This window comes from Kocuria dechangensis, from assembly GCF_014636775.1.
Lineage (GTDB): Bacteria > Actinomycetota > Actinomycetes > Actinomycetales > Micrococcaceae > Kocuria > Kocuria dechangensis.
This window is the reverse complement of sequence record NZ_BMEQ01000008.1, coordinates 77,188-99,563: the sequence shown is the minus strand read 5'-3', so window position 1 is coordinate 99,563 and position 22,376 is coordinate 77,188. Positions and strand designations below refer to the sequence as shown.

14 protein-coding genes and 1 tRNA gene are annotated in these 22,376 nt (G+C 72.5%); 2 read left to right on the top strand and 13 right to left on the bottom strand.

The window, feature by feature from the left end:
* Positions 1-107: 107 nt before the first annotated feature.
* Positions 108-704, bottom strand: coding sequence for a dephospho-CoA kinase (coaE, locus tag IEW07_RS09565; RefSeq protein WP_188536613.1), 597 nt, complete (start codon positions 702-704; stop codon positions 108-110).
* Positions 705-751: 47 nt separating this feature from the next.
* Positions 752-2,485 carry an alpha-amylase family protein gene (locus IEW07_RS09560; RefSeq protein ID WP_188536611.1) on the bottom strand — a complete coding sequence of 578 codons (1,734 nt, stop codon included), beginning with the start codon at positions 2,483-2,485 and terminating at the stop codon, positions 752-754.
* Positions 2,486-2,573: 88 nt separating this feature from the next.
* Between IEW07_RS09560 and IEW07_RS09555 the strand changes: the two genes are divergently transcribed.
* Complete coding sequence (locus IEW07_RS09555; RefSeq protein ID WP_188536609.1) at positions 2,574-3,281, top strand: IMPACT family protein; 708 nt, start codon at positions 2,574-2,576, stop codon at positions 3,279-3,281.
* 140 nt (positions 3,282-3,421) lie between these two features.
* Here IEW07_RS09555 and rpsA read toward each other — a convergent pair whose 3' ends face one another.
* From rpsA to IEW07_RS09535, 4 genes are all read right to left on the bottom strand, one after another.
* Complete coding sequence (gene rpsA, locus IEW07_RS09550; RefSeq protein ID WP_188536607.1) at positions 3,422-4,888, bottom strand: 30S ribosomal protein S1; 1,467 nt, start codon at positions 4,886-4,888, stop codon at positions 3,422-3,424.
* Between the two features lie 219 nt (positions 4,889-5,107).
* Positions 5,108-6,529 carry a GNAT family N-acetyltransferase gene (locus tag IEW07_RS09545; RefSeq protein ID WP_188536605.1) on the bottom strand — a complete coding sequence of 474 codons (1,422 nt, stop codon included), beginning with the start codon at positions 6,527-6,529 and terminating at the stop codon, positions 5,108-5,110.
* A gap of 47 nt (positions 6,530-6,576) precedes the next feature.
* Positions 6,577-9,480: a DNA polymerase I gene (gene polA / locus IEW07_RS09540; protein ID WP_188536603.1), complete on the bottom strand. Its 2,904-nt coding sequence runs from the start codon at positions 9,478-9,480 to the stop codon at positions 6,577-6,579.
* A 53-nt stretch (positions 9,481-9,533) separates the two neighbouring features.
* Positions 9,534-10,109, bottom strand: coding sequence for an ANTAR domain-containing response regulator (locus IEW07_RS09535; RefSeq protein ID WP_188536713.1), 576 nt, complete (start codon positions 10,107-10,109; stop codon positions 9,534-9,536).
* Positions 10,110-10,404: 295 nt separating this feature from the next.
* On the opposite strand from IEW07_RS09535, the gene IEW07_RS09530 reads away from it, so the two are divergent.
* A tRNA-Leu gene (locus tag IEW07_RS09530) sits at positions 10,405-10,484 on the top strand.
* Between the two features lie 68 nt (positions 10,485-10,552).
* Here IEW07_RS09530 and IEW07_RS09525 read toward each other — a convergent pair.
* The 7 genes from IEW07_RS09525 to trpB all read right to left on the bottom strand — a co-directional run bounded on the left by IEW07_RS09525 (position 10,553) and on the right by trpB (position 22,373).
* The gene (locus IEW07_RS09525) at positions 10,553-11,005 is read right to left on the bottom strand and encodes a PaaI family thioesterase (RefSeq protein ID WP_188536601.1); all 453 of its coding nucleotides are present in this window, start codon (positions 11,003-11,005) and stop codon (positions 10,553-10,555) included.
* A 37-nt stretch (positions 11,006-11,042) separates the two neighbouring features.
* Positions 11,043-12,518, bottom strand: coding sequence for a pyruvate kinase (pyk, locus tag IEW07_RS09520; RefSeq protein WP_188536599.1), 1,476 nt, complete (start codon positions 12,516-12,518; stop codon positions 11,043-11,045).
* A gap of 295 nt (positions 12,519-12,813) precedes the next feature.
* Positions 12,814-14,277: a glutamate synthase subunit beta gene (locus IEW07_RS09515; RefSeq protein WP_188536597.1), complete on the bottom strand. Its 1,464-nt coding sequence runs from the start codon at positions 14,275-14,277 to the stop codon at positions 12,814-12,816.
* Positions 14,270-18,931: a glutamate synthase large subunit gene (gene gltB, locus IEW07_RS09510; RefSeq protein ID WP_188536595.1), complete on the bottom strand. Its 4,662-nt coding sequence runs from the start codon at positions 18,929-18,931 to the stop codon at positions 14,270-14,272. Before gltB ends, IEW07_RS09515 begins: the two co-directional genes overlap by 8 nt.
* A gap of 306 nt (positions 18,932-19,237) precedes the next feature.
* A complete protein-coding gene (gene lgt, locus IEW07_RS09505; RefSeq protein WP_188536593.1) occupies positions 19,238-20,113 on the bottom strand; it encodes a prolipoprotein diacylglyceryl transferase in 876 nt (291 codons plus the stop codon).
* Between the two features lie 65 nt (positions 20,114-20,178).
* Positions 20,179-20,985: a tryptophan synthase subunit alpha gene (trpA, locus tag IEW07_RS09500; protein ID WP_371870227.1), complete on the bottom strand. Its 807-nt coding sequence runs from the start codon at positions 20,983-20,985 to the stop codon at positions 20,179-20,181.
* 44 nt (positions 20,986-21,029) lie between these two features.
* Positions 21,030-22,373 (bottom strand): tryptophan synthase subunit beta, encoded by a 1,344-nt coding sequence (gene trpB, locus IEW07_RS21620; RefSeq protein WP_371870226.1) that lies wholly within the window; start codon positions 22,371-22,373, stop codon positions 21,030-21,032.
* Positions 22,374-22,376 lie beyond the last annotated feature (3 nt).

Sequence of the window (22,376 nt, the reverse complement as noted above, 5' to 3'; positions counted from 1 at the left end):
ATGCTGGTCACCACTCTAGCCCCGGGGTGCGCGCGGCGGGGTCGGCTCCGGGCTGTTACGTCCGGGAACCGCGCCGTGGGGTGCCTGACCTCCTCGATGGGCGCGGCTCAGCGGCGCGGCGCCACGCGCTCCGCCCAGAAGCGGTCGACCTGCCGGAGCAGGTCCGCCACGGTCCCGTCGTTGACGAGCACGACGTCGGAGACGGCCGCGCGCTGCTCGTCCGTGGCCTGCGCCGCGATCCGGGCGCGGGCGTCGGCCTCGGTCATCCCCCGGTCCTCGACCATCCGCCGCACCCGCTCCTCCGCGGGCGCCTGGACCGTGAGCACGAGGTCGAAGCGTCCGTGCTGGCCGGTCTCCACGAGCAGCGGGATGTCCTCCACCACCACCGCGTCCTCCCCCGCCGCCGCGGCGAGCCGCACGGCCTCCCTGCGGACCAGGGGGTGGATGACGGCGTTGAGGCGGGCGCGGGCCTCGGGGTCGGCGAACACGATCGCCCCCAGGGCCTGCCGGTCGAGCCGGCCCTCCGGGGTGAGCACGGACGGCCCGAACTCGGCGATGATGCCCTCGAGCCCCGGCTGCCCCGGTTCCTGGACGGCGCGCGCGATGGCGTCGGCGTCGACCACCGTGGCGCCGAGCTCGGCGAGCCGCCGGGACACCGTGGATTTGCCCGAGGCGATCCCGCCCGTGAGTCCGATCGTCAGCATGGGCCCAGCCTAGCGGCGCGGCGGTGCGGGCCCGGGACGCGGGCCGGTCAGCCTCCTCCGGAACCTCCGCCCGAGCCGGCCACGGTGGTCATGACGTCCGGGAGCGTCCCGGGTCCGTGCGGGCGCCGGACCCGCAGCCAGCGGTACCCGTAGCCCTCCAGCCCGAGCTCCACGGCCGAGTCCCCGTCGAGGGCGCACGTGCCGTCGGCCAGCAGGTCCACCAGCTCGGCGCCCTCCTCCTCGTCCGGCAGCCGCAGCGGCACCTTCGTGGGGGACGCCCCCAGGTTGTGCAGCGCCACGATGCTGGAGCCCTCCCACGAGCACCGGTGGGCCAGCACCTCCGGACGCGGCTGGTCCAGGATCTCCACGCCGCCCCAGGCCAGCTCGCTGCACTCCCGGTACCGGCGGGCCAGGTGGGTGACGAAGTTCAGCAGCGAGTCCGGCGCCCTCCTGGCGGCGGCCACGTTGACGTTCGCCGGCCCGAACTCCCCCTCGACGACGGGCGCGGAGAGGGCCTCCGGGTCGGCGGCAGAGAAGCCGCCGTTGCGGCCCGAGGTCCACTGCATGGGCGTGCGCACGGCCATGCGCCCCTCCACGGCGAGGTTCTCGCCCATCCCGATCTCCTCGCCGTAGTACACCACCGGTGTCCCGGGCAGGGAGAAGAGCAGCGAGTAGACCATCCGGATCCGCTGCTCGTCGCCCTCCAGCATGGGCGGCAGCCGCCGGCGCAGCCCCCGGCCGTAGATCTGCATCCCCTCCTCCGGGCCGAACGCCGCGAAGACCTCCTGGCGCTCGGACTCCGAGAGCTGGTCCAGCGTGAGCTCGTCGTGGTTGCGCACGAAGTTGGCCCACTGGGCGTCCTGCGGGATGCGCGGCCGGTTCCGCAGCGCGGTCGCCAGCGGGCCCGCGTCCTGCCTGGCCAGCGAGAGGTACAGGTTCTGCATGGCGACGAAGTCGAAGATCATGGTCAGCTCGCCGGCGTCGTCGGTGCCGAACAGCTCGAGCTGCTGCTGGTACGGGAGGTTGACCTCGCCCAGCAGCGCCGCGCGGCCGTTGCGGCGGTTCATGAACTTCCGCAGGGACCGCAGGAAGCCGTGCGGGTCGGTGAAGCCGCCCTGGTTCTCGAAGTCGTCGCCCTGGCTGAGCGTCAGGAGCTGGGGGATCCCGTCGACGCGGAAGCCGTCCAGGCCGAGGTGCAGCCAGAACCCGACGACCTTGGCGATCTCGTCCCGGACCTTGGGGTTCGCCAGGTTGAGGTCCGGCTGGTGGCGGTAGAAGCGGTGCAGGTACCACTGCCCGGTGACGTCGTCCCGGGTCCAGATGCTGTCCTCCTTGTCGGGGAACACGGCCTTCTCGGACGTGTCCGGGGGCTCCTCCGCACGCCAGACGTAGTAGTCCCGGAAGGGGTTGTCCGTGCTCGAGCGGGCCGCCTGGAACCACGGGTGCTGGTCGGAGGTGTGGTTGACGACGAGGTCGGCGATGACCCGCAGCCCGCGGTCCTGCGCGGTGCGGACGAGCTCCACGAGGTCCCCGAAGCTGCCCAGCCGATGGTCGATCCCGTAGAAGTCCTGGACGTCGTACCCGTCGTCCCGGTTCGGCGTGGGGTAGAACGGCATGAGCCACAGGCAGGTGACGCCCAGCTCGGCCAGGTAGTCCACGCGCTCCGCGAGCCCGGCGATGTCCCCGGTGCCGTTGCCGTCGGTGTCCAGGAACCGCTCGATGTCCACGCAGTACACGACGGCCTGCTTCCACCAGAGGTCGGAGGTGTCGGCGATGCGCATGGGTGCTCCCTCGGTTGCGGATGCATCCCTGTCTAGCACCGCTCCCCCGTCCCGTCGAGGGTCCCGTCCTCGCCCTAGAGTGGGGGCCATGGACCCCGACCCCCTGCTCAGCCGCGCCACCCGCTACACGACGCTCGCCGCGGGCGCGGAGGCGGTCGCGGAGCTGGAGATCAAGCGCTCCCGGTTCCTGGCCGTGCTCCGCCGGGCGGGCACCGAGGCCGAGGCGCGGGCTCTGGTCGACGAGCTGCGCCGGAGCTTCCACGACGCCCGGCACCACTGCTCGGCGTTCGTGCTGGGCCCGGACCGGGACGTCCAGCGCTCCTCCGACGACGGCGAGCCGTCCGGCACCGCCGGCCTCCCCATGCTCGAGGCCCTGGTCCTGCGCCGCACCGGGACCGACGACCGCGGCCGGGACGTCGCCGACCTCTCGGACGTCAGCGCCGTGGTGGTCCGCTGGTTCGGCGGCACCCTGCTCGGGGCGGGCGGCCTGGTCCGCGCATACTCCGACGCCGTCTCGCAGGCCCTGGACGGGGCCCGGCTGGTGACCCGCCAGCGGATGCGCCTGTACCGGCTGCCCGCCTCCCACGCGGACGCGGGCCGGATCGAGAACGAGCTGCGGGCTGCCGGGACCGCGGTCCTGGGCACCGGCTACGGGGCCTCCGGCGCCGAGATCGGGCTCGCGCTGCCCGACGACGAGGACGCCGCCGCCACGCTGGCCGCCCGGGTCGCGTCCCTGACCGCCGGCACGGGGCAGCTGCGCCCGGCCGGTGTGGACTGGGTGGACCTCCCCCGCTGACCCGGGACGCCGGTCCCCGTGACGCGTCCCCGACGCCCCCTGGTCCCCCTGCTGCGCAGACGGCGACGGCCCCCACCCGGGAAGGGTGGGGGCCGTCGTCGTCAGTGCAGTGCGGGACTGCCTACCGGGTGCCTGTCGGCTCAGGCGCCGGTGAGCTTCTCGCGCAGAGCGGCCAGGGCCTCGTCGGAGGCCAGGGTGCCGGCGTCGGCGGCCGGGGCCTCGGAGGAGTAGCTGGTCGGAGCCGGGGTCGAGGAGGACGAGGAGGTGGTGCCACCGGCGGCGGCCTCGGCGTCCTCGGCGATCGACTTCCGGACCTGCTCCTTGTGGGCCTCCCAGCGGGCCTGGGCGTCGGCGTACTGCTGCTCCCAGGCGGCGCGCTGGGTCTCGTAGCCCTCGATCCACTCGTTGGTCTCGGGATCGAAGCCCTCGGGGTACTTGTAGTTGCCCTGCTCGTCGTACTCGGCGGCCATGCCGTACTGGGCGGGGTCGAACTCGGTGGAGTCCGGGTCCACGCCCTCGTTGGCCTGCTTGAGGGACAGCGAGATGCGGCGGCGGTCCAGGTCGATGTCGATGACCTTGACGAAGAGGTCGTCGCCCACGGAGACGACCTGCTCGGCCATGTCCACGTGGCGCTGGGCCAGCTCGGAGATGTGCACCAGGCCCTCGATGCCGTCCTCGACGCGCACGAACGCGCCGAACGGAACGAGCTTGGTGACCTTGCCCGGCACGACCTGCCCGAGGGCGTGGGTGCGGGCGAACAGCTGCCACGGGTCCTCCTGGGTCGCCTTCAGCGACAGGGAGACGCGCTCGCGGTCCATGTCGACGTCCAGGACCTCGACGGTGACCTCCTGGCCGACCTCGACGACCTCGGACGGGTGGTCGATGTGCTTCCAGGACAGCTCGGAGACGTGCACCAGGCCGTCGACGCCGCCCAGGTCCACGAAGGCACCGAAGTTGACGATCGAGGAGACCGTGCCCGTGCGGACCTGGCCCTTCTCGAGCTTGTGCAGGAAGTTGGAGCGGACCTCGGACTGGGTCTGCTCGAGCCAGGCGCGGCGGGACAGGACCACGTTGTTGCGGTTCTTGTCCAGCTCGATGATCTTCGCCTCGATCTGCTGGCCGATGTACGGCGCGAGGTCGCGCACGCGGCGCATCTCGACGAGGGAGGCGGGGAGGAAGCCGCGGAGGCCGATATCGAGGATGAGACCACCCTTGACGACCTCGATGACGGTGCCGGTGACGACGCCGTCGTCTTCCTTGATCTTCTCGATGTCGCCCCAGGCGCGCTCGTACTGAGCACGCTTCTTGGAGAGGATCAGGCGACCTTCCTTGTCCTCCTTGGTGAGGACCAGAGCCTCGACCTCATCACCCACGGTCACGACCTCGTCGGGGTCGACATCGTGCTTGATGGACAGCTCGCGGGACGGGATGACGCCCTCGGTCTTGTAGCCGATGTCGAGAAGGACCTCGTCGCGGTCGACCTTGACGACGGTGCCCTCGACGAGGTCGCCGTCGTTGAAGTACTTGATGGTCGCGTCGACAGCGGCGAGGAAGTCCTCCTCGGACCCGATGTCGTTGACGGCAACCTGCGGGGTGGTGGTGGTCATGTAGTAGGGGCTCCGATGTGGATAGTTTGTGATCAGTCGGAACGGAGAATGTCCGGCCGGACCGCGGCCGTTCCGAAGGATTGATGGACAAGGCACGTGCAGAGCACGCACCGGGTCAGTCTACGGTCGGTCCAAAACGGGGTCAACACGGCCCCGCGTGCGTGTCGCCACACCCCGCCGCGGCCCGGCACCGGCGCGGGTCAGGAGGGCGTCACCGGGTCAGAAGTGCGTCACGCCGTAGGGGGCCGTGGGCGTCTCCATGAAGTCCTGCAGGTCCCGCAGGGCGTCCTCGTCCCGGGCCACGATCAGCCCGGCCTGCTCCAGGGTGCTCGCCTTGACCGCCCCGAGGTACAGGGAGCCCAGCACGTCGACGCGCATCGCGACGTCCGCGCCCTCCGGCAGCTCCACCGCCGGCACCGACCGACCGGCGTCGTCGTCGGCGGTCCGGGGGCGGTCCCCCAGGCGCTCGACCACGGGCCGGCCGCTCGTGGTGTCGAGCTCCCAGATGCCGTCGGCGTAGCCCATCGAGTCCACCAGGGAGAGCACGATCCGGCCCCGGGGCGTGTAGGGGCGGGCCTCCAGGGCTGCGACCGGGTCGAGGACCCGGACCCAGACCTCGTCGAACTCGGCGGTGACCCGGTACTTCGCGCGGTCCACCATCGCCCAGGCCAGCGGGTCCTCCACCGGGGCCCGGCGGAACCGGACCCGGTCCACGAGGTCCAGGGAGGTGACGAACTCCCACAGGGCGAGGGAGACGTCCGGGGTCGCGCCCACGAGGTCGACGACGGTCAGCGTCAGCGGGTAGGACGTGTTCGGCTCGAACCGGTACGTCACGTAGCCGTCCGGCTGCATGGCGTCGTCGTAGTGCACGGCGCAGCGGATCTCGGGGTCCGGCTTCTGCGGGGTGAGCTGGTACTCCCCCGTGTACTCCGGCCAGTGGTAGGCCACGCGGCTCACCGACCCGTGCGAGCGCTCGTGGAAGCGCTGGAACAGGACCGGGGCGAGCCTGCGCACGGCGTCGCCGTCGGCCATCTCCACGGTGCCCACCGTGGGCGCCTTGAGCTGCAGGCGGGTGGTGGCGTCCACCTGCACCTCGCGCAGGAACGTGGCGGCGCCGAAGCCGAACCGGCCGTAGATGGTCGCCTCGGTGGCGGTCAGCAGGGCCACGGGGTAGCCGTCCCGCCGGGCGCGGTCGAGGTCCGCGGTCATCAGCCGGCGCAGCAGCCCGCGGCGGCTGTGGGTGGGGCGCACGGTGACCTCGGAGATCAGCCGGGCGCGCAGCAGCCGGCCCCGGCCCACGTTCACGGACCCCTCCCAGGAGGCGAAGCTCGCCACGGGCCGGTCGGTGGGCAGGGCGGCCTCCGGCACGGCGTGCGGGTAGGCCCCGCGCAGCCGCACGCGCTCGGCGTGCATCCAGGACAGGGTGCGCTCGAGGGTCTCCTCGCACGGCTCCGCCTGGTGGAAGCCCTGGCGGATCGCCCGCACCCACTCGGCCGCCGCCGGGTTGCGGGCGGTCCCGCCCGGGCCCACCCCGAACTCCGCGAACGTGTAGTCGTGCCCGCCGGCGGAGTAGGCCTCGGTCATCCGGCCCGGGACCGCCGGGGCCTCCGGAGCGGTCGGTGCGTTCTGCTGGGCGTCCATGGTGTCCCCCTCGGGTCGTGGTGCGGTGCTCGGGCGCGCGGCGCGGGTCAGTGGGCCGCCTCGTGCCAGGTCCGGCCCACGCCCACGTTGACCTCTAGGGGCACGGTCAGCCGGGCCGCCCCGCCCATCTCCTCGCGCAGGACCCGCTCCACGGCCTCCCGCTCCCCCGCGGCGACCTCGACCACGAGCTCGTCGTGGACCTGCAGGAGCATCCGCGAGCCCAGCTCCTCCTCCCGGAAGCGGCGGGCGACGCCGAGCATGGCCTTCTTGATGATGTCCGCGGCCGAGCCCTGGATGGGGGCGTTGAGGGCGGCCCGCTCGGCGACGGAGCGCAGCTGGCGGTTGTCGCTGGAGAGGTCCGGCAGGTAGCGGCGGCGGCCGTCGATCGTGGCGGTGTAGCCGTTGCGGCGGGCCTCCTCCACGACGCCGCGGAGGTAGTCCCGCACCGCGCCGAAGCGGGTGAAGTAGTCGCTCATCAGCGTCCGGGCCTCGTCCACCGGGATCCGCAGCTGCTTGGAGAGCCCGAACGAGCTCAGCCCGTAGACCAGCCCGTAGCTCATGGCCTTGACCTTGGAGCGCATCTCGGGGGTGACGTCCGCGGGGGCGACGCCGAAGATCTTGGAGCCCACGAAGCGGTGCAGGTCCTCGCCCTCGCGGAACGCCTCGATGAGCGCGGCGTCCCCGGACAGGTGCGCCATGATGCGCATCTCGATCTGGGAGTAGTCGGCGGTCAGCAGCGCCTCGTACTGCCGGCCCTCGGACGGCGCGCCCACCACGAACAGGGCGCGGATCCGCCGCCCCTCCTCCGTGCGGACGGGGATGTTCTGCAGGTTCGGGTTGGTGGAGGACAGCCGGCCGGTCGCGGCGACGTTCTGCATGTAGGTGGTGTGCACGCGGCCGTCCTCGGCGATGGCCTTCTGCAGCCCCTCGACGGTCTGCCGGAGCTTGTTGGCGTCACGGTAGGCCAGCAGCCCGGCGAGGAAGCGGTGGCCCTTGGAGTCCGGGTCCGTGCGGGTCAGCAGCTCGGCCACGGCGTCGGCGTCGGTGGTGTAGCCGGACTTGATCTTCTTGGTCTTCGGCAGGCCCAGCTCCTCGAACATCACCTGCTGCAGCTGCTTGGGGGAGCCGAGGTTGACGGGCTCGGCGATCTGGGCGAGCGCCTCCTCCTGCGCCTGCTCGATCACCCGGGCGAAGTCGTCGAGCAGGGTCTGCACGCCCTCGGGGTCCACGGCGATGCCCGCGAGCTCCATGCTGCCCAGCACGGCCGCCAGCGGCAGTTCGAGGTCCACGAGGAGGGCGGTCTGGTGCGTCTCCTCGAGCTTGGCCAGCAGGTGCTCGGACAGCCCGGCGGTCGCGACCGCCAGCTCCGCCGCCCGCCGCAGCGCATCCGGGGCGGGCCAGGGCTCGTCGTCGAAGCTCAGCTCCTGCTGGCCGCCCGCGGCCGCGGCGGCCGCGTCCGCCGGCGGGGCCACCGCCACGCCGAGCCGGTCCTCGAGGAGGGCCTCGAGCTCGTAGCTGCGCCGCGCCGGCTGCAGCAGGTAGGCCGAGAGCTGGGGGTCGTCCACGACGCCGGCCAGCAGCAGCCCGCGCACCGCCAGGGACTTCCAGACGTCCTTGAGCCCGACCACGACCTTGGCCCGGTCCTCGTCCGCGAGCCAGCGGCCCAGCGCGGCGTCCAGCGCGGCGTCCGCGGCGGCGAGGTCCAGGAACGCGGCGGACGGCTCGTCCCCGCTCCGGGCGAGGACCATCCCGGAGAGCTCACGGGCGCCCGGGACCAGGGCGTCGTCGTCGCGGTGGAGGGCGTGCAGCACGACCGGTCCGGGCGCGCCGGCCAGCCAGCGCTCCAGCTCCTCGGCGGTGCCGGGGCGCTCGACGTCCCCGAGGCCGAGGTCGACGGGAGCCGCGCCCTCCTCCTCGGCGCGGCCGAACGCGTCGAAGAGGCGGCGGCGGAGGCCCTCGCCGAACTCGAGGTCGTCGAAGACCTCCTCCACGGCCGCGGGGTCGGGCGTGGGCAGGGCTGCGTCGGCGAGGTCGACGTCCAGCTCGAGGTCGGTCAGCAGGCGGTTGAGCCGCCGGTTGCGCTCGACGGCCGCGCGGTGCTCCCGCAGCGCCTCCCCCTTCTTGCCCTTGATGCGGTCGGCGTTCTCCAGGAGCGAGTCGACGCCCCCGTAGGCGAGGATCCACTTGGCCGCGAAGCCCGCGCCCACCCCCGGCACGCCCGGGAGGTTGTCGGCCTGCTCGCCGGTCAGCGCGGCGAGGTCCGGGTAGTGCCGCGGCGGGATCTTGTACTTCTCCACCACGGCGGCGGCGTCCATGTGCTTGAGGTCGGAGGGGGTGCGTCCCGGGTAGACGACCGTGACGTGGTCGTCGATCATCTGGAAGGCGTCCCGGTCCCCGGAGAAGACGAGCACCTCGTAGTCCTGCTCGGCTCCCCTGCGGGCCAGGGTGGCCAGGACGTCGTCGGCCTCGTGGCCCTCCGCGGTGACCACCGGCACGCCGAGGGCGTCGAGGATCCGCTGGATCTGCGGGACCTGCCCGTGGAACTCCTCGGGGGTCTCGTCGCGCCCGCCCTTGTACTCCTCGTACTGCTCCGATCGCAGCGTGGGGCCGTCCAGGTCGAAGGAGACCACCAGGTGCGTGGGCTGCTGCTCCCGCACCAGCTTCACCAGCGTGTTCACGAAGCCGTAGACGGCCTCGGTGTGCCGCCCGTCGGAGGTCACGAACGCCGGGCCGCCGCCGTACTCCGCGGCCCGGGACAGGGCGAAGAACGCCCGGAAGGCGAGGGAGTGGCCGTCGATCAGCAGCAGCTTCCGGTCCGGGCGGGAGACCGGCCGGGGGATCTCGACGTCGACCGGGTGGTCGGTCTCCGTGCCGACGGTCACGGTGGGGACGGCGGTCTCGGGGCTCGGGTCGGTCTGGGTCTGCTGCGTCGTTGTGCTCACGGTCCCCATCCTAGGGCCCGGCCCGGACGGCGCGCGGGCCCCCCTCGCCGCCCCCGGGGCCGTCAGGAGACCTGGTTGATGATCGCCTCGGCGACCTCGCGCATGGACAGCCGCCGGTCCATCGACGTCTTCTGGATCCAGCGGAACGCCTCGGGCTCGGTCAGGCCCATCCTGGTGATGAGCAGGGACTTCGCGCGCTCCACGAGCTTGCGGGTGGCGAACTGCTCCTTCATGTCGGAGACCTCGCGCTCGAGCGCGGAGATCTCCTCGAACCGGGAGATCGCGATCTCGATGGCGGGCACGACGTCGTCGACCGTGAACGGCTTGACCACGTACGCCATGGCCCCCGCCTCGCGGGCCCGCTCCACGAGCTCCCGCTGGCTGAACGCCGTGAGCAGCACCACCGGGGCGATCCGCTCGGAGGCGATCTGCTCGGCGGCCGTGATCCCGTCGAGGACGGGCATCTTCACGTCCATGAGCACGAGGTCCGGGCGGTGCTGCCGGGCGAGCTCGACGGCGAGCTGGCCGTTGTCGGCCTCGGCCACCACGTCGTACCCCGCGTCCCGCAGCATCTCCACGATGTCGAGGCGGATCAGGGCCTCGTCCTCGGCCACGACCACGCGGCGGGCCGGGCGCAGTCCGGCGCTCTCCTCGGAGGCGGCGCTCTGCTCGGGGGCGGCGCTCTGCTCGGGGGCGGGGGCGTCCAGGGGCTCTGTGCCGTCCGCCGGGGACGTGTTCGGCTGCTCCGTCACGCTGACTCCTTGCTGGTGCTTCGGCCCCGCGGCGGGCTGGGCCGCGGGGGCGCCGGGGCTCACGAGCGGCTCGGGGAGGCCCGGCGCCGCGTGTTCCGTCCGACCCGCCCCAGCCTATAACTGTTGTAGAGTGGTCGAGCGCAGGACCGCCCCGTCGGGGCGACGCGGACTGCGACCGCCGGCCCAAGTGGCGGAACTGGCAGACGCGCCGCACTCAAAATGCGGTTCTCCGGAGTGTGGGTTCGAGTCCCACCTTGGGCACGAGCACCCCGGACCTCTCGGTCCGGGGTTTTTTCGTGCCCGCTCCCGCTCCTGCCCGGCCGGGGCGCTCAGGCCGGCCGGGGGCGCAGCAGGTTGGTGACCCGGGCCGTGGACAGCCGCCGGCCCTGCTCGTCCTCGACCACGACCTCGTGCACCGTGAGCGTCGCGCCCAGGTGCAGGGCCGTGCACGTGGCGGTCACCGTCCCGGTGGCCACCCCGCGCTGGTGGGTGGCGTTGACGTCCACGCCCACGGCGTACCGGTCGGGCCAGCCGTGCACGCTCGCCGCGGTCGAGGCCAGCGTCTCCGCGAGCACGCAGTGCGCTCCCCCGTGCAGGATCCCGCCGGGCTGGGTGTTCGGCTCCACCGGCATCGTGGCGGCCGACCGCCCGGGCGAGAGCTCCGTGAACCGGATGCCCATCGCCCGGGCGAGCCCGCCGACGCCGTGGCCGGGGAAGACCCCGTGCAGCTCCTCGGGGACGCCGTGGTCGAGCAGGTCCCGCACGTGCTCCTCGGGGCTCACGCCCGGCCCCCGCCCGGCCGCCGTGCGGCGGGCCGGCTCAGCCCTCGCGCCACGGGCCCACGCGCTCGCGCTCGCGGTTGGTCAGCAGCTCCCCGGCGTCGGCGATGTCCCCGACGCGGTGCACCTTGACGAGGTTGGTGGTGCCCGCGACGCCGGGGGGCGAGCCGGCGCAGATGACGACCATGTCGTCCTTGCCCGCGAGGCCCTGCTCCTGCAGGTGGCGGTCCACCTGGCGGGTCATCGCGTCGGTGTGGTCGACCTTCTCCACCTGGATCGGGGTGACGCCCCACAGCAGGGACATGAGGGCCATGACCACCCGCTCCGGGGTGAACGCCAGAATCTGGTGGGCCGGGCGCAGCCGGGAGAGGCGGCGGGCCGAGTCGCCGGACTGCGTGAACGCGCAGATGTAGCTGACGTCCAGCTGGCGGGCGATGGTCACCGCCGCCCGCGTCACGGCGCCGCCGCGGGTCCGGGGCTCGGTGCCCAGGCCGGGGACCCGCTCGAGCGCCTGGCTCTCGGTGGTCTCGATGATCCGGGCCATCGTCTCGATGGTCTCGATGGGGTACTTGCCCACCGAGGTCTCCCCCGAGAGCATGACCGCGTCCGCGCCGTCGAGCACCGCGTTGGCGCAGTCGGAGGCCTCGGCGCGGGTGGGGCGGGGGCTGTCGATCATCGACTCGAGCACCTGGGTGGCCACGATGACGGGCTTGGCCCAGCGCCGGGCCAGCTCCACGGCCCGCTTCTGCACGATCGGCACCTGCTCCAGCGGCAGCTCCACGCCGAGGTCGCCGCGGGCGACCATGATGCCGTCGAACGCGTCGATGATCTCGTGCAGGGCGTCCACGGCCTGCGGCTTCTCGATCTTGGCGATGACGGACAGCCGCTTGCCCTCCTCGTCCATGATCTCGTGCACGCGCTCGATGTCCTTGGCGTCGCGCACGAAGGACAGGGCGATCAGGTCGACGCCGCGGCGCAGGGCCCAGCGCAGGTCGTCCTCGTCCTTCTCGGACAGGGCCGGCACGTTGACGGCCACGCCGGGCAGGTTGATGCCCTTGTTGTTGGAGACCGCTCCGCCGACCACGACCTCGCAGGTCACGTCGGTGTCCGTGACGGCGGTGGCGCGCAGGGCGACCTTGCCGTCGTCGATGAGCAGGGAGTCGCCCACCTGCACGTCGCCCGGCAGGCCCTTGTGGGTGGTGGAGCAGATCTCCGCGGTGCCCTCGACGTCGCGGGTGGTGATGGTGAAGACGTCGCCGGGGAGCAGCGTGTGGGGGCCGTCGGCGAAGCGGCCGAGGCGGATCTTCGGCCCCTGGAGGTCGGCGAGGATCGCGACGGTCTGGCCGAGCTCCTCGGAGGCCCGGCGGAGGTTCTCGTAGGACGCGTCGTGCACCGAGTGGTCACCGTGGCTCATGTTCAGCCGGGCGACGTTCACCCCGGCCTGGATCGCCCGCACCAGGTTGTCGTAGGAGGAGATGGCCGGGCCGATCGTGGCCACGATTTTCGCTCGTCGCATGTGTGCCGCCTTGGGTTGAGGGATCTCGCCGCCGGGACCGCGCACGAGGAAGCGGCCGTGCCGCCGCGCAGGGCGCGGCGGAGCTCACGGCCGCTCTGCCTCGACGTCCCCGGCGGCGAGGAGGTCATCACCAGCCTATCAACGGCGCCCGGGCTGTCGAGGTGTCCGGCGCGCCCCCGCGGTGCGGCGCGGGGCCGACGTCCACGAGGACGTCCGGGGCGGGCTCGGGGGACGACGACGGCGCGGGCCGCACCTCCCAGGGGGGTGCGGCCCGCGCCGTCGTCGGGATGGAGCCCTACAGGGTGAGGTCGATCGCCCGGTCGGTGGGGGCCACCGGCTCGGGCAGGCGGGTCGAGCCCATGAGGAAGCGCTCGACGGCCGCCGCGCACGCACGGCCCTCGGCGATCGCCCACACGACCAGGGACTGGCCCCGGCCGGCGTCGCCGCAGGAGAACACGCCGTCCACGTTGGTCATGTACTGGTCGTCGCGGGCCACGTTGGTCCGCCCGTCCAGCTCGGCGCCGAGCTGGCCCGTGATCTCCTCGGACTCGTTGCCGGTGAAGCCGAGCGCCAGGAACACGAGGTCCGCCGGCAGGACCCTCTCGGTGCCTCCCTTGGGGGCGCGGCGGCCGTCGGGCAGGTACTCCGTCTCGGCGACCTTCAGGCCCGTGAGCTTCCCGTTCTCGCCCACGAACTCCACGGTGGAGGCCATGTAGGTGCGGTCGCCGCCCTCCTCGTGGGAGGTGGAGACCTCGAAGAGCCGCGGCATCATGGGCCAGGGGTCGGCGTCGGAGCGGCCGGCCGGGGGCTTGCGCCCGATGGCCAGGGACGTGATCGACGCCGCGCCCTGCCGGTTGGCGGTGCCGATGCAGTCGGAGCCGGTGTCGCCGCCGCCCAGGACGATGACGTGCTTGCCCTCGGCGTGGATCTGGCCCTCGACCTCGTCGCCGGCGACCACGCGGTTGGCCTGCACGAGGTAGTCCATCGCGAAGTGCACGCCGTCCAGATCGCGGCCGGGGATGCCGAGGTCGCGGGGCCGGGTGGCGCCGGTGGCGACCACGACGGCGTCGTAGCGGCGCTTGAGCTGGTCCCAGGTGATGTCCTTGCCGATCTCCACCCCGGGACGGAAGCGGGTGCCCTCGGCGCGCATGATGTCGAGGCGGCGGTCGAGGACCTCCTTCTCCATCTTGAAGTCGGGGATGCCGTAGCGCAGCAGCCCGCCGATGCGGTCGTCGCGCTCGTACACGGCCACCGTGAAGCCGGCCTGGGTGAGCTGCTGCGCCGCCGCGAGCCCGGCGGGGCCGGAGCCCACGACCGCCACGGTCCTGCCCACCAGCCGCTGCGGGACGAACGGCTTGATGATGCCCTCGTCGAAGGCCATCTCGCCGATCGAGTACTCGATCTGCTTGATGGTCACCGCCGGCTGGTTGATGCCCAGCACGCAGGAGGACTCGCAGGGCGCCGGGCACACCCGCCCGGTGAACTCCGGGAAGTTGTTGGTGGCGTGCATGCGCTCGACCGCCTCGGCGTCGAGGCCCCGCCACACGAGGTCGTTCCACTCGGGGATCAGGTTGCCCAGCGGGCAGCCCTCGTGGCAGAAGGGGATGCCGCAGTCCATGCACCGGCCGGCCTGCTTCTGCAGGACGCCGCGCTCCTGCGCCTCCTGGACCTCCTTCCAGTCCATGATCCTCACCGGCACCGGCCGCTTGGGGCGGTCGACGCGCTCGGTCACCTTCAGAAAACCGCGCGGATCAGCCACGGGTCGTCACCTCCAGGATCTTGTACCAGGTCTCGTCGCCGTCGGGGTCCTGCCCCGTGGTGAGGGCCTCCTCGCGGATGCCCTGCACGGCGGCGTACTCGCGCGGGAGCACCTTGGTGATCCGCGAGAGGGTGGCCACGGGGTCGGCCAGCAGGCGGTCGGCCAGCGCGGAGCCGGTCTCCTCGCCGTGCTTCTTGATCAGCTCGAGCACGGACTCGGCGTCCGCCTCGTCGAGCGGGAGCAGCTGCAGCTCGCCGCTGTCCCGGGCGTGCTTGTTGACCGAGGTCTCGGCCAGGTCGATCACGTAGGCCACGCCGCCGGACATGCCGGCGCCGAAGTTCCGCCCGGTCCTGCCCAGGACCAGGGCGGTGCCGCCGGTCATGTACTCGCAGCCGTGGTCGCCGATGCCCTCGACCACCGCGGTGGCGCCGGAGTTGCGGACCAGGAAGCGCTCCCCCACGGTGCCGCGCAGGAAGATCTCCCCGCTGGTGGCGCCGTAGCCGATGACGTTGCCGGCGATGACGTTCTCCGAGGCCTCGAAGACCGCGTCCCGCTCCGGGCGCACGACGATCCGCCCGCCGGAGAGGCCCTTGCCGGTGTAGTCGTTGGCGTCGCCCTCCAGCCGCAGGGTGATGCCCTGCGGGAGGAACGCGCCGAGCGACTGGCCGGCCTGGCCGGTGAGGGTCACGTCGATGGTGTCGTGGGCGAGGACGTCCGTGCCGAACGTCTTCGTGACCACGTGGCCCAGCATCGTGCCGACCGCGCGGTCGGTGTTGATGATCCGCTGCTGGATCCGCACCGGCTCCCGCTTCTCCAGGGCGGGCCGGGAGAGGCGGATGAGCTCGTTGTCGAAGTGCTTGCCCAGCTCGTGGTCCTGCCCGCGCATGTTGCGCACGGCGGCCCCGCGGTGCTCGAGGACCGTGGAGTGCAGGATCGGGGACAGGTCCAGGCCGTGGGCCTTCCAGTGGTCGATCGCGTCCCGGGTCTCGAGGACCTCGGCGTGCCCGACGGCCTCCTCGAGGGAGCGGAACCCCAGCTGGGCCAGGTACTCCCGGACCTCCTCCGCGATGAACTCGAAGAAGTTGATCACGTGCTCGGCCCGGCCCGTGAAGCGCTTGCGCAGGTCCGGGTTCTGGGTGGCCACGCCCACGGGGCAGGTGTCCAGGTGGCACTTGCGCATCATGATGCAGCCCTCGACGATCAGCGGGGCCGTCGCGAAGCCGAACTCCTCGGCGCCGAGCAGCGCCGCGATCATCACGTCGCGGCCGGTCTTCATCTGCCCGTCGGCCTGGACGACGACGCGGTCCCGCAGCCCGTTGAGCATCAGCGTCTGCTGGGTCTCGGCGAGGCCGAGCTCCCAGGGGGCGCCGGCGTGCTTGAGGGAGTTCAGCGGCGCTGCGCCCGTGCCGCCGTCGTGGCCGGAGACCAGCACGACGTCGGCCTTGGCCTTGGTCACGCCGGAGGCCACGGTGCCGATGCCGATCTCGGAGACGAGCTTCACGTGGACCCGGGCCTGCGGGTTGGACCGCTTGAGGTCGTAGATCAGCTGCGCCAGGTCCTCGATCGAGTAGATGTCGTGGTGCGGCGGCGGGGAGATCAGCGACACGCCCGGGGTGGAGTGGCGGGTCCGCGCCACCCACGGGTACATCTTCTGGGCCATGAGCTGGCCGCCCTCGCCGGGCTTCGCGCCCTGCGCCATCTTGATCTGGATGTCCTCGGCGTTGGTGAGGTACAGGCTGGTCACGCCGAAGCGTCCCGAGGCCACCTGCTTGATCGCGGAGCGGCGCTCCGGGTCGAGCAGCCGCTCGACGTCCTCGCCGCCCTCGCCGGTGTTGGACTTGGCGCCCAGCCGGTTCATGGCGATCGCCAGCGTCTCGTGGGCCTCCTGGGAGATCGAGCCGTAGCTCATCGCGCCCGTCTGGAAGCGCTTGACGATCGAGCTGACGGGCTCGACCTCCTCCAGCGGCACGGGCTTGCGGTCGGAGGAGAAGCCGAGCAGGCCGCGCAGGGTCAGCAGCTGCTTCGACTGGTCGTCCACGAGCCGGGTGTACGACTTGAAGATGTCGTAGCGGCCCGTGCGGGTGGCGTGCTGCAGGCGGAACACCGTCTGGGGGTTGAACAGGTGCGGGGCGCCGTCGCGGCGCCAGTCGTACTCGCCGCCGGTCTCCAGGTCCCGGAAGGGCTCGGTGACGCCGTCCTCGGGGTACGCGCGGCGGTGCCGGCTCGCGGTCTCCTCGGCGATGACGTCGAGGCCGATGCCGCCGATCTGGGTGTGGGTGCCGGTGAAGTAGTCGTCGACGAGCTCCTTGGACAGGCCGAGGGCCTCGAAGACCTGGGCGCCGCAGTAGGACGAGACCGTGGAGATGCCCATCTTGGACATGATCTTCTGCACGCCCTTGCCGAGGGCCTTGATCAGGTGGTGCACGGCCTGCTCGGCGGTGACGCCGGTGACGTCCCCGGAGCGCACGAGCTGCTCGGCGGACTCCATCGCCAGGTACGGGTTGACCGCGGAGGCGCCGTAGCCGATGAGCAGGGCCACGTGGTGGACCTCGCGCACGTCGCCGGCCTCCACGATCAGCGCCACCTTGGTGCGGGTGGCCGAGCGCAGGAGGTGGTGGTGCACCGCGGAGGTCAGCAGCAGCGACGGGATGGGGGCCCACGCGCCGTTGGAGTCGCGGTCGGAGACGATGATGTACTCCACCCCGCGCGCCACGGCCGCGGAGACCTTCTCGCAGATCTCGGCGATCCGCCCGCGCAGGGACTCCGCGCCGCCGTCCGGGCGGTACAGGCCGCGGACCTTGAGGGCCGCGGGCATGCCGTCCTCGCCCTCGATGTGCAGGAACTGGTCCAGCTGGTCGTTGTCGATCACCGGGAAGTCCAGGGCGATCTGGCGGGTGCGCACCCGCTCCGTGGTCAGCAGGTTCCCGGACGGGCCGATGGACCCGCGCAGGCTCGTGACGAGCTCCTCGCGGATCGCGTCCAGCGGCGGGTTGGTGACCTGGGCGAAGGACTGCACGAAGTAGTCGAACAGGGAGCGCTGCTTCTCGGAGAGCACCGCGATCGGGGTGTCGGTGCCCATCGCGTAGATCGGCTCCGCGGCCTTGGCCGCCATGGGGCCGATGATCATCTTCAGGTCCTCCTGCGTGTACCCGAAGGTCTTCTGGCGCAGGGTGATCGAGGATCGCGGGTGGACCATGTGCTCGCGCTCGGGGAGGTCCTTGATGTCGACGATGTTGGCGTCGGCCCACTCCTCCCACGGCTCGGCGGAGGCGATCTGGGCCTTGATCTCGGCGTCCTCGACGATCCGCCGCTGGGCGGTGTCGACGAGGAACATGGTGCCCGGGGAGACACGGCCCTTGCGGACCACCTTGCGGTCCCCGATGTCGACGACGCCGACCTCCGAGGCGAAGACGACCAGTCCGTCCTCGGTGACCCAGAAGCGGCCCGGGCGCAGGCCGTTGCGGTCCAGGAGGGCACCCACCTGGGTGCCGTCGGTGAAGGCCACCGCGGCAGGCCCGTCCCACGGCTCCATGAAGGAGGCGTGGTAGCGGTAGAACGCCTTGCGGGCCGGGTCCATGGTCTCGTGGTTCTCCCAGGCCTCCGGGATCATCATCATCATGGCCTGGGTGACGGGCCGGCCGGAGAGCACGAGCAGCTCGGCGACCTCGTCCAGGGACTGGGAGTCGGAGGCGCCCTCGGAGCAGATGGGGAACAGCTCCTCCGGGTTCCTGCCCAGCAGCGGGGACTTCAGCTGCGACTGGCGCGCGCGCATCCAGTTCCGGTTGCCCTTGACCGTGTTGATCTCGCCGTTGTGCGCGAGGGTGCGCATCGGCTGGGCCAGCGGCCAGGAGGGGAAGGTGTTGGTGGAGAACCGCGAGTGCACGACCGCGAGCTCCGTGGTGAACCGCTCGTCGGAGAGGTCCGGGTAGAACGGCTCGAGCTGCTGGGTGGTCAGCATGCCCTTGTACACGATGGTGCGGGAGGACAGCGAGGGGAAGTAGACGCCCATCTTGTTCTGGGCGCGCTTGCGCAGCCGGAACGCCTTCTGGTCCAGGCGCCGGCGGGCGGCGTCGTCCTCGGGCTGCGGCGCCGGCTCGGCGACGAACAGCTGCACGAAGTAGGGCATGACCTCCAGGGCGGAGGCGCCGACCACGGACTCGACCACGGGCACGGGACGCCAGCCGAGGACCTGCAGCTCCTCGGTGCGCGCGAGCTCCTCGAGGGCGGCCTGGAGCTTGTCGGCGTTGCGCCCGCCGTGGGGCAGGAAGGCCGTGCCCACGGCGTAGCCGCCGAGGGCGGGCAGCTCGAAGTCCACCACGGCCCGGAAGAAGGCGTCCGGGAGCTGGGTCAGCAGGCCCGCGCCGTCCCCGGTGCCCTCGTCGCCGCCCACGGCTCCCCGGTGCTCGAGGTTGCGCAGGGCGGTCAGGGCGGCGTCGACGATCTCGTGGTTCGGGGTCCCGTTGAGGGTCGCGACGACGGCGAGGCCGCAGGCGTCCTTCTCCTCGTCCGGGTGGTACAGGCCCTGTTCCTCCGGGGCGTTGGAGAACTGCTCGAACGGGGACGTCGCCTGCTCCTCGGCCTGCTCGGCCGGGCGTGGCTCGGTGCCGTCCTGGGGGTCGTTCGTACCGGGAGTGCCGGCGGGGGTAGAGGTCATGACAGACGTCTCCTCACCATGAGATGCGGTCAACAGGAGCGGCCCCCGCGGCAGAGCCCCGGTCGGGAGGTGCCGCCGGATCGAGCGCAGCCCCCCGGCTGGTCTCGGTCTGTGGTCGAGGAGGTGCCGGGCGACGGAAGGGCCCTGTTCCAAGAATGTCCGACGTTGGACGATCGTGGCGAGCGCGGGAGCCGGGACGTCGTGTTCCGCGTCCCTGGTTACGCGCCTGAGAAATCTAGCACCCGCATGTTACAGATCTGAAAACTCGGGCCGTTTTCCCGGCAAGCTCCCGGGTTCGTGGGCTACTCACGCGCGGGTCGGCGCGGGCTCCCCCGCCCGGGCCCGGCGCCGCCGGCGCGTGAGCGCGGCGAACAGGACCAGCCCGAGCAGCACGAGGCCCAGGGACGTCCACACGTGCACGCGCAGCCCCAGCACGATCAGCGACGGGTCGATCCGCAGGAACAGCTCGATCAGCATCCGGCCCAGGCCGTAGTGGACCAGGTAGAGGGCGAACAGCCGCCCGCCGTCGAGGCGGAACCGGCGGTCGAGGGCCAGCAGCAGGACCACCCCGGCCAGGTTCCACAGGGACTCGTAGAGGAACGTGGGGTGGAAGAGGGTCTCGGCGGGCAGCCCGTCCGGGAAGTTGGCGTTCGTGGGGTCGATCTCGAGGCCCCACGGAAGGGTGGTGGGGCGGCCGAAGAGCTCCTGGTTGAACCAGTTGCCCCAGCGCCCGATCGCCTGGGCCAGGAGCAGGCCCGGGGCGGCGGCGTCCGCGAAGACCGCCAGGGAGAGCCCGTGCCGGCGGCACACCCACCACGCGGCGGCCGCGCCGAAGGCGACCGCCCCCATGATGCCGAGGCCGCCCTCCCAGATCTTCAGGGCGTCCAGGGGGTCCGCGCCCGGACCGAAGTAGCCGGCCGGGTCGGTGATGAGCACGTGGTAGGCCCGGGCGCCCACGATGCCCGCCGGGACGGCCCACATCGCGATGTCCCACACGATGTCCGGGTCCAGTCCGCGCGCCTCCCAGCGGCGGGTGGTCAGCCACAGCGCCGCGGCGATGCCCGCGAGGATGCACAGGGCGTAGGCGTGGACCGTCAGCGGCCCGAGGGAGAACCCGGACCAGTCCGGCGACGGGATGCCCTGGTGGACGGGGACGGACAGCAGGGCCGGGTCAAGCAGCATGGAACGGTCGCCTCGCGGGGTCGGGGGTCGGGGCGGGCGCCGCGGGGCGCCCGCCCGTCACGCTATCAGGCGCGTCCCGACAGCTCCCGGGCCAGCGCGCCCACGGCCTCGGGGCCGCCGTCGGCGAGGGCCTTGACCAGGGCGGTGCCCACGATCACGCCGTCGGCGTACGCGCCGATCTCCTCGACGTGCTCGCGGCGGGACACGCCCAGGCCCACGCACACGTTCTGCGCGCCGGCGGCGCGGGTGTCCGCGACGAGCTGCTCGGCGACGTCCGAGACGGCGTCCCGGGCGCCGGTCACGCCCATCACCGAGACCGCGTAGACGAAGCCGCTCGCCGCCTTCACGACGAGGTCCAGCCGCTCCCGCGAGGAGGACGGGGCGACCAGGAAGATCCGGTCCAGCCCGTGCTCCTGCGAGGCCGCGAACCACTCGGAGGCCTCGTCCGGGATGAGGTCCGGGGTGATGATGCCCGCTCCCCCGGCCTCGGCCAGCCGCCGGGCGAAGGTGTCCACGCCCATCTGCAGGACCGGGTTCCAGTAGGTCATCACCACGGGCACCGCGTCGGTGCGCTCGGCCACGGCCCGGACCACCCGGAAGACGTCGGCGACCCGGAAGCCGTTGGCGAGGGCCGTCGTCGTCGCGTGCTGGATCACGGGGCCGTCCATGACGGGGTCCGAGTACGGGATGCCGATCTCGATGACGTCGGCGCCGTTGGTGCCCAGGGCCACGGCGGCCTCGATGGACTCCTCGACCGTCGGGAAGCCGGCGGGCAGGTAGCCCACCAGGGCGGGCCGGCCCTGCGCGCGGCACTCGGCGATGCGGGCGGCCAGCGGGGAGTCCGGGTTGGCGCGCAGCCCGGGCGGCAGGATCCGGGACGCGAGGTCGGGGCCGGTGGTCTCGTTGCGGGTGGTGGTCACAGCTGTTCGCCCTTCTCGCCCAGCTCCTCCTCGGAGCTGCCGTCCGGGAGCATCCCGAACCATTCCGCGGCCGTGGCCACGTCCTTGTCGCCGCGCCCGGAGAGGGAGACGACGACGATCTTCTCGGCCGCGGCCTCCGGGCCGAGGTCCTCGGCCCAGCGGCGGCCGACCTTCAGCGCGCCGGCCAGGGCGTGGGAGGACTCGATCGCGGGGATGATGCCCTCGGTGCGGCTCAGGAGCTTGAACGCGTCCATCGCCTCGGTGTCGGTGACCGGCTCGTAGCGGACCCGCCCGATGTCGTGCAGGTAGGAGTGCTCGGGGCCCACGGCCGGGTAGTCCAGGCCCGCGGAGATGGAGTGGGACTCGACGGTCTGGCCGTCCTCGTCCTGCATGAGGTACGTCTTCGCCCCGTGCAGCACGCCGGGCCGGCCCAGGGAGATCGTCGCGGCGTGCCGGCCGGTGTCCACGCCGTCGCCGCCGGCCTCGAAGCCGTAGAGCTCCACGGCCGGGTCGTCCAGGAAGCCGTGGAAGATGCCGATCGCGTTCGAGCCGCCGCCCACGCACGCGGCCACGGCGTCCGGCAGGCGCCCGGTCTGGTCGAGGATCTGGGCGCGGGCCTCCTCGCCGATCTGCTCGTGGAAGTAGCGGACCATCGCCGGGAACGGGGCGGCGCCGGCGGCGGTGCCCAGCAGGTAGTGGGTGGTGTCCACGGAGGCGACCCAGTCGCGCAGCGCCTCGTTGATCGCGTCCTTGAGGGTGCGGGAGCCGTTGGTCACGGGGATCACCGTGGCGCCGAGCAGCTCCATGCGGGCGACGTTGAGGGCCTGGCGGCGGGTGTCCTCCTCGCCCATGTAGACCACGCACTCCATGCCGAACAGGGCGGCGGCGGTCGCGGTGGCCACGCCGTGCTGGCCCGCGCCGGTCTCGGCGATGAGGCGGGTCTTGCCCATCCGCTGCGCGAGCAGCGCCTGGCCGAGCACGTTGTTGATCTTGTGGGAGCCGGTGTGGTTGAGGTCCTCGCGCTTGAGGAAGACCCGGCACCCGGCGTGGGCGGCGAACCGCTGCGCCTCCGTCAGCAGGGACGGCCGGTTGGAGTACTCGCGGGAGAGCCGCTGGAACTCCGCCGTGAACTCGGGGTCGGCCTTGGCCTTCTCGAACGTGTCCGTCAGCTCGTCGAGGACGGCGATCAGGGACTCGGGCATCCACCGCCCGCCGAAGTCGCCGAAGTAGGGGCCGGGGGCGTGGCGCAGGGACGCGGCCTCGGCCGCCGCCCCGGCGGGGTCCGCGGCGCCGCGCCGGCCGGCGCGGGCGGCGGCCCCGGCCGCGCGGAAGCCGGTGATGGT

Bases quoted from the DNA above. Each gene is read 5' to 3' on its own strand.
- coaE (WP_188536613.1), bottom strand. From the start codon at position 704: ATGCTGACGATCGGACTCACGGGCGGGATCGCCTCGGGCAAATCCACG.
- IEW07_RS09560 (WP_188536611.1), bottom strand. From the start codon at position 2,485: ATGCGCATCGCCGACACCTCCGACCTCTGGTGGAAGCAGGCCGTCGTG.
- IEW07_RS09555 (WP_188536609.1), top strand. From the start codon at position 2,574: ATGGACCCCGACCCCCTGCTCAGCCGCGCCACCCGCTACACGACGCTC.
- rpsA (WP_188536607.1), bottom strand. From the start codon at position 4,888: ATGACCACCACCACCCCGCAGGTTGCCGTCAACGACATCGGGTCCGAG.
- IEW07_RS09545 (WP_188536605.1), bottom strand. From the start codon at position 6,529: ATGGACGCCCAGCAGAACGCACCGACCGCTCCGGAGGCCCCGGCGGTC.
- polA (WP_188536603.1), bottom strand. From the start codon at position 9,480: ATGGGGACCGTGAGCACAACGACGCAGCAGACCCAGACCGACCCGAGC.
- pyk (WP_188536599.1), bottom strand. From the start codon at position 12,518: ATGCGACGAGCGAAAATCGTGGCCACGATCGGCCCGGCCATCTCCTCC.
- gltB (WP_188536595.1), bottom strand. From the start codon at position 18,931: ATGACCTCTACCCCCGCCGGCACTCCCGGTACGAACGACCCCCAGGAC.
- lgt (WP_188536593.1), bottom strand. From the start codon at position 20,113: ATGCTGCTTGACCCGGCCCTGCTGTCCGTCCCCGTCCACCAGGGCATC.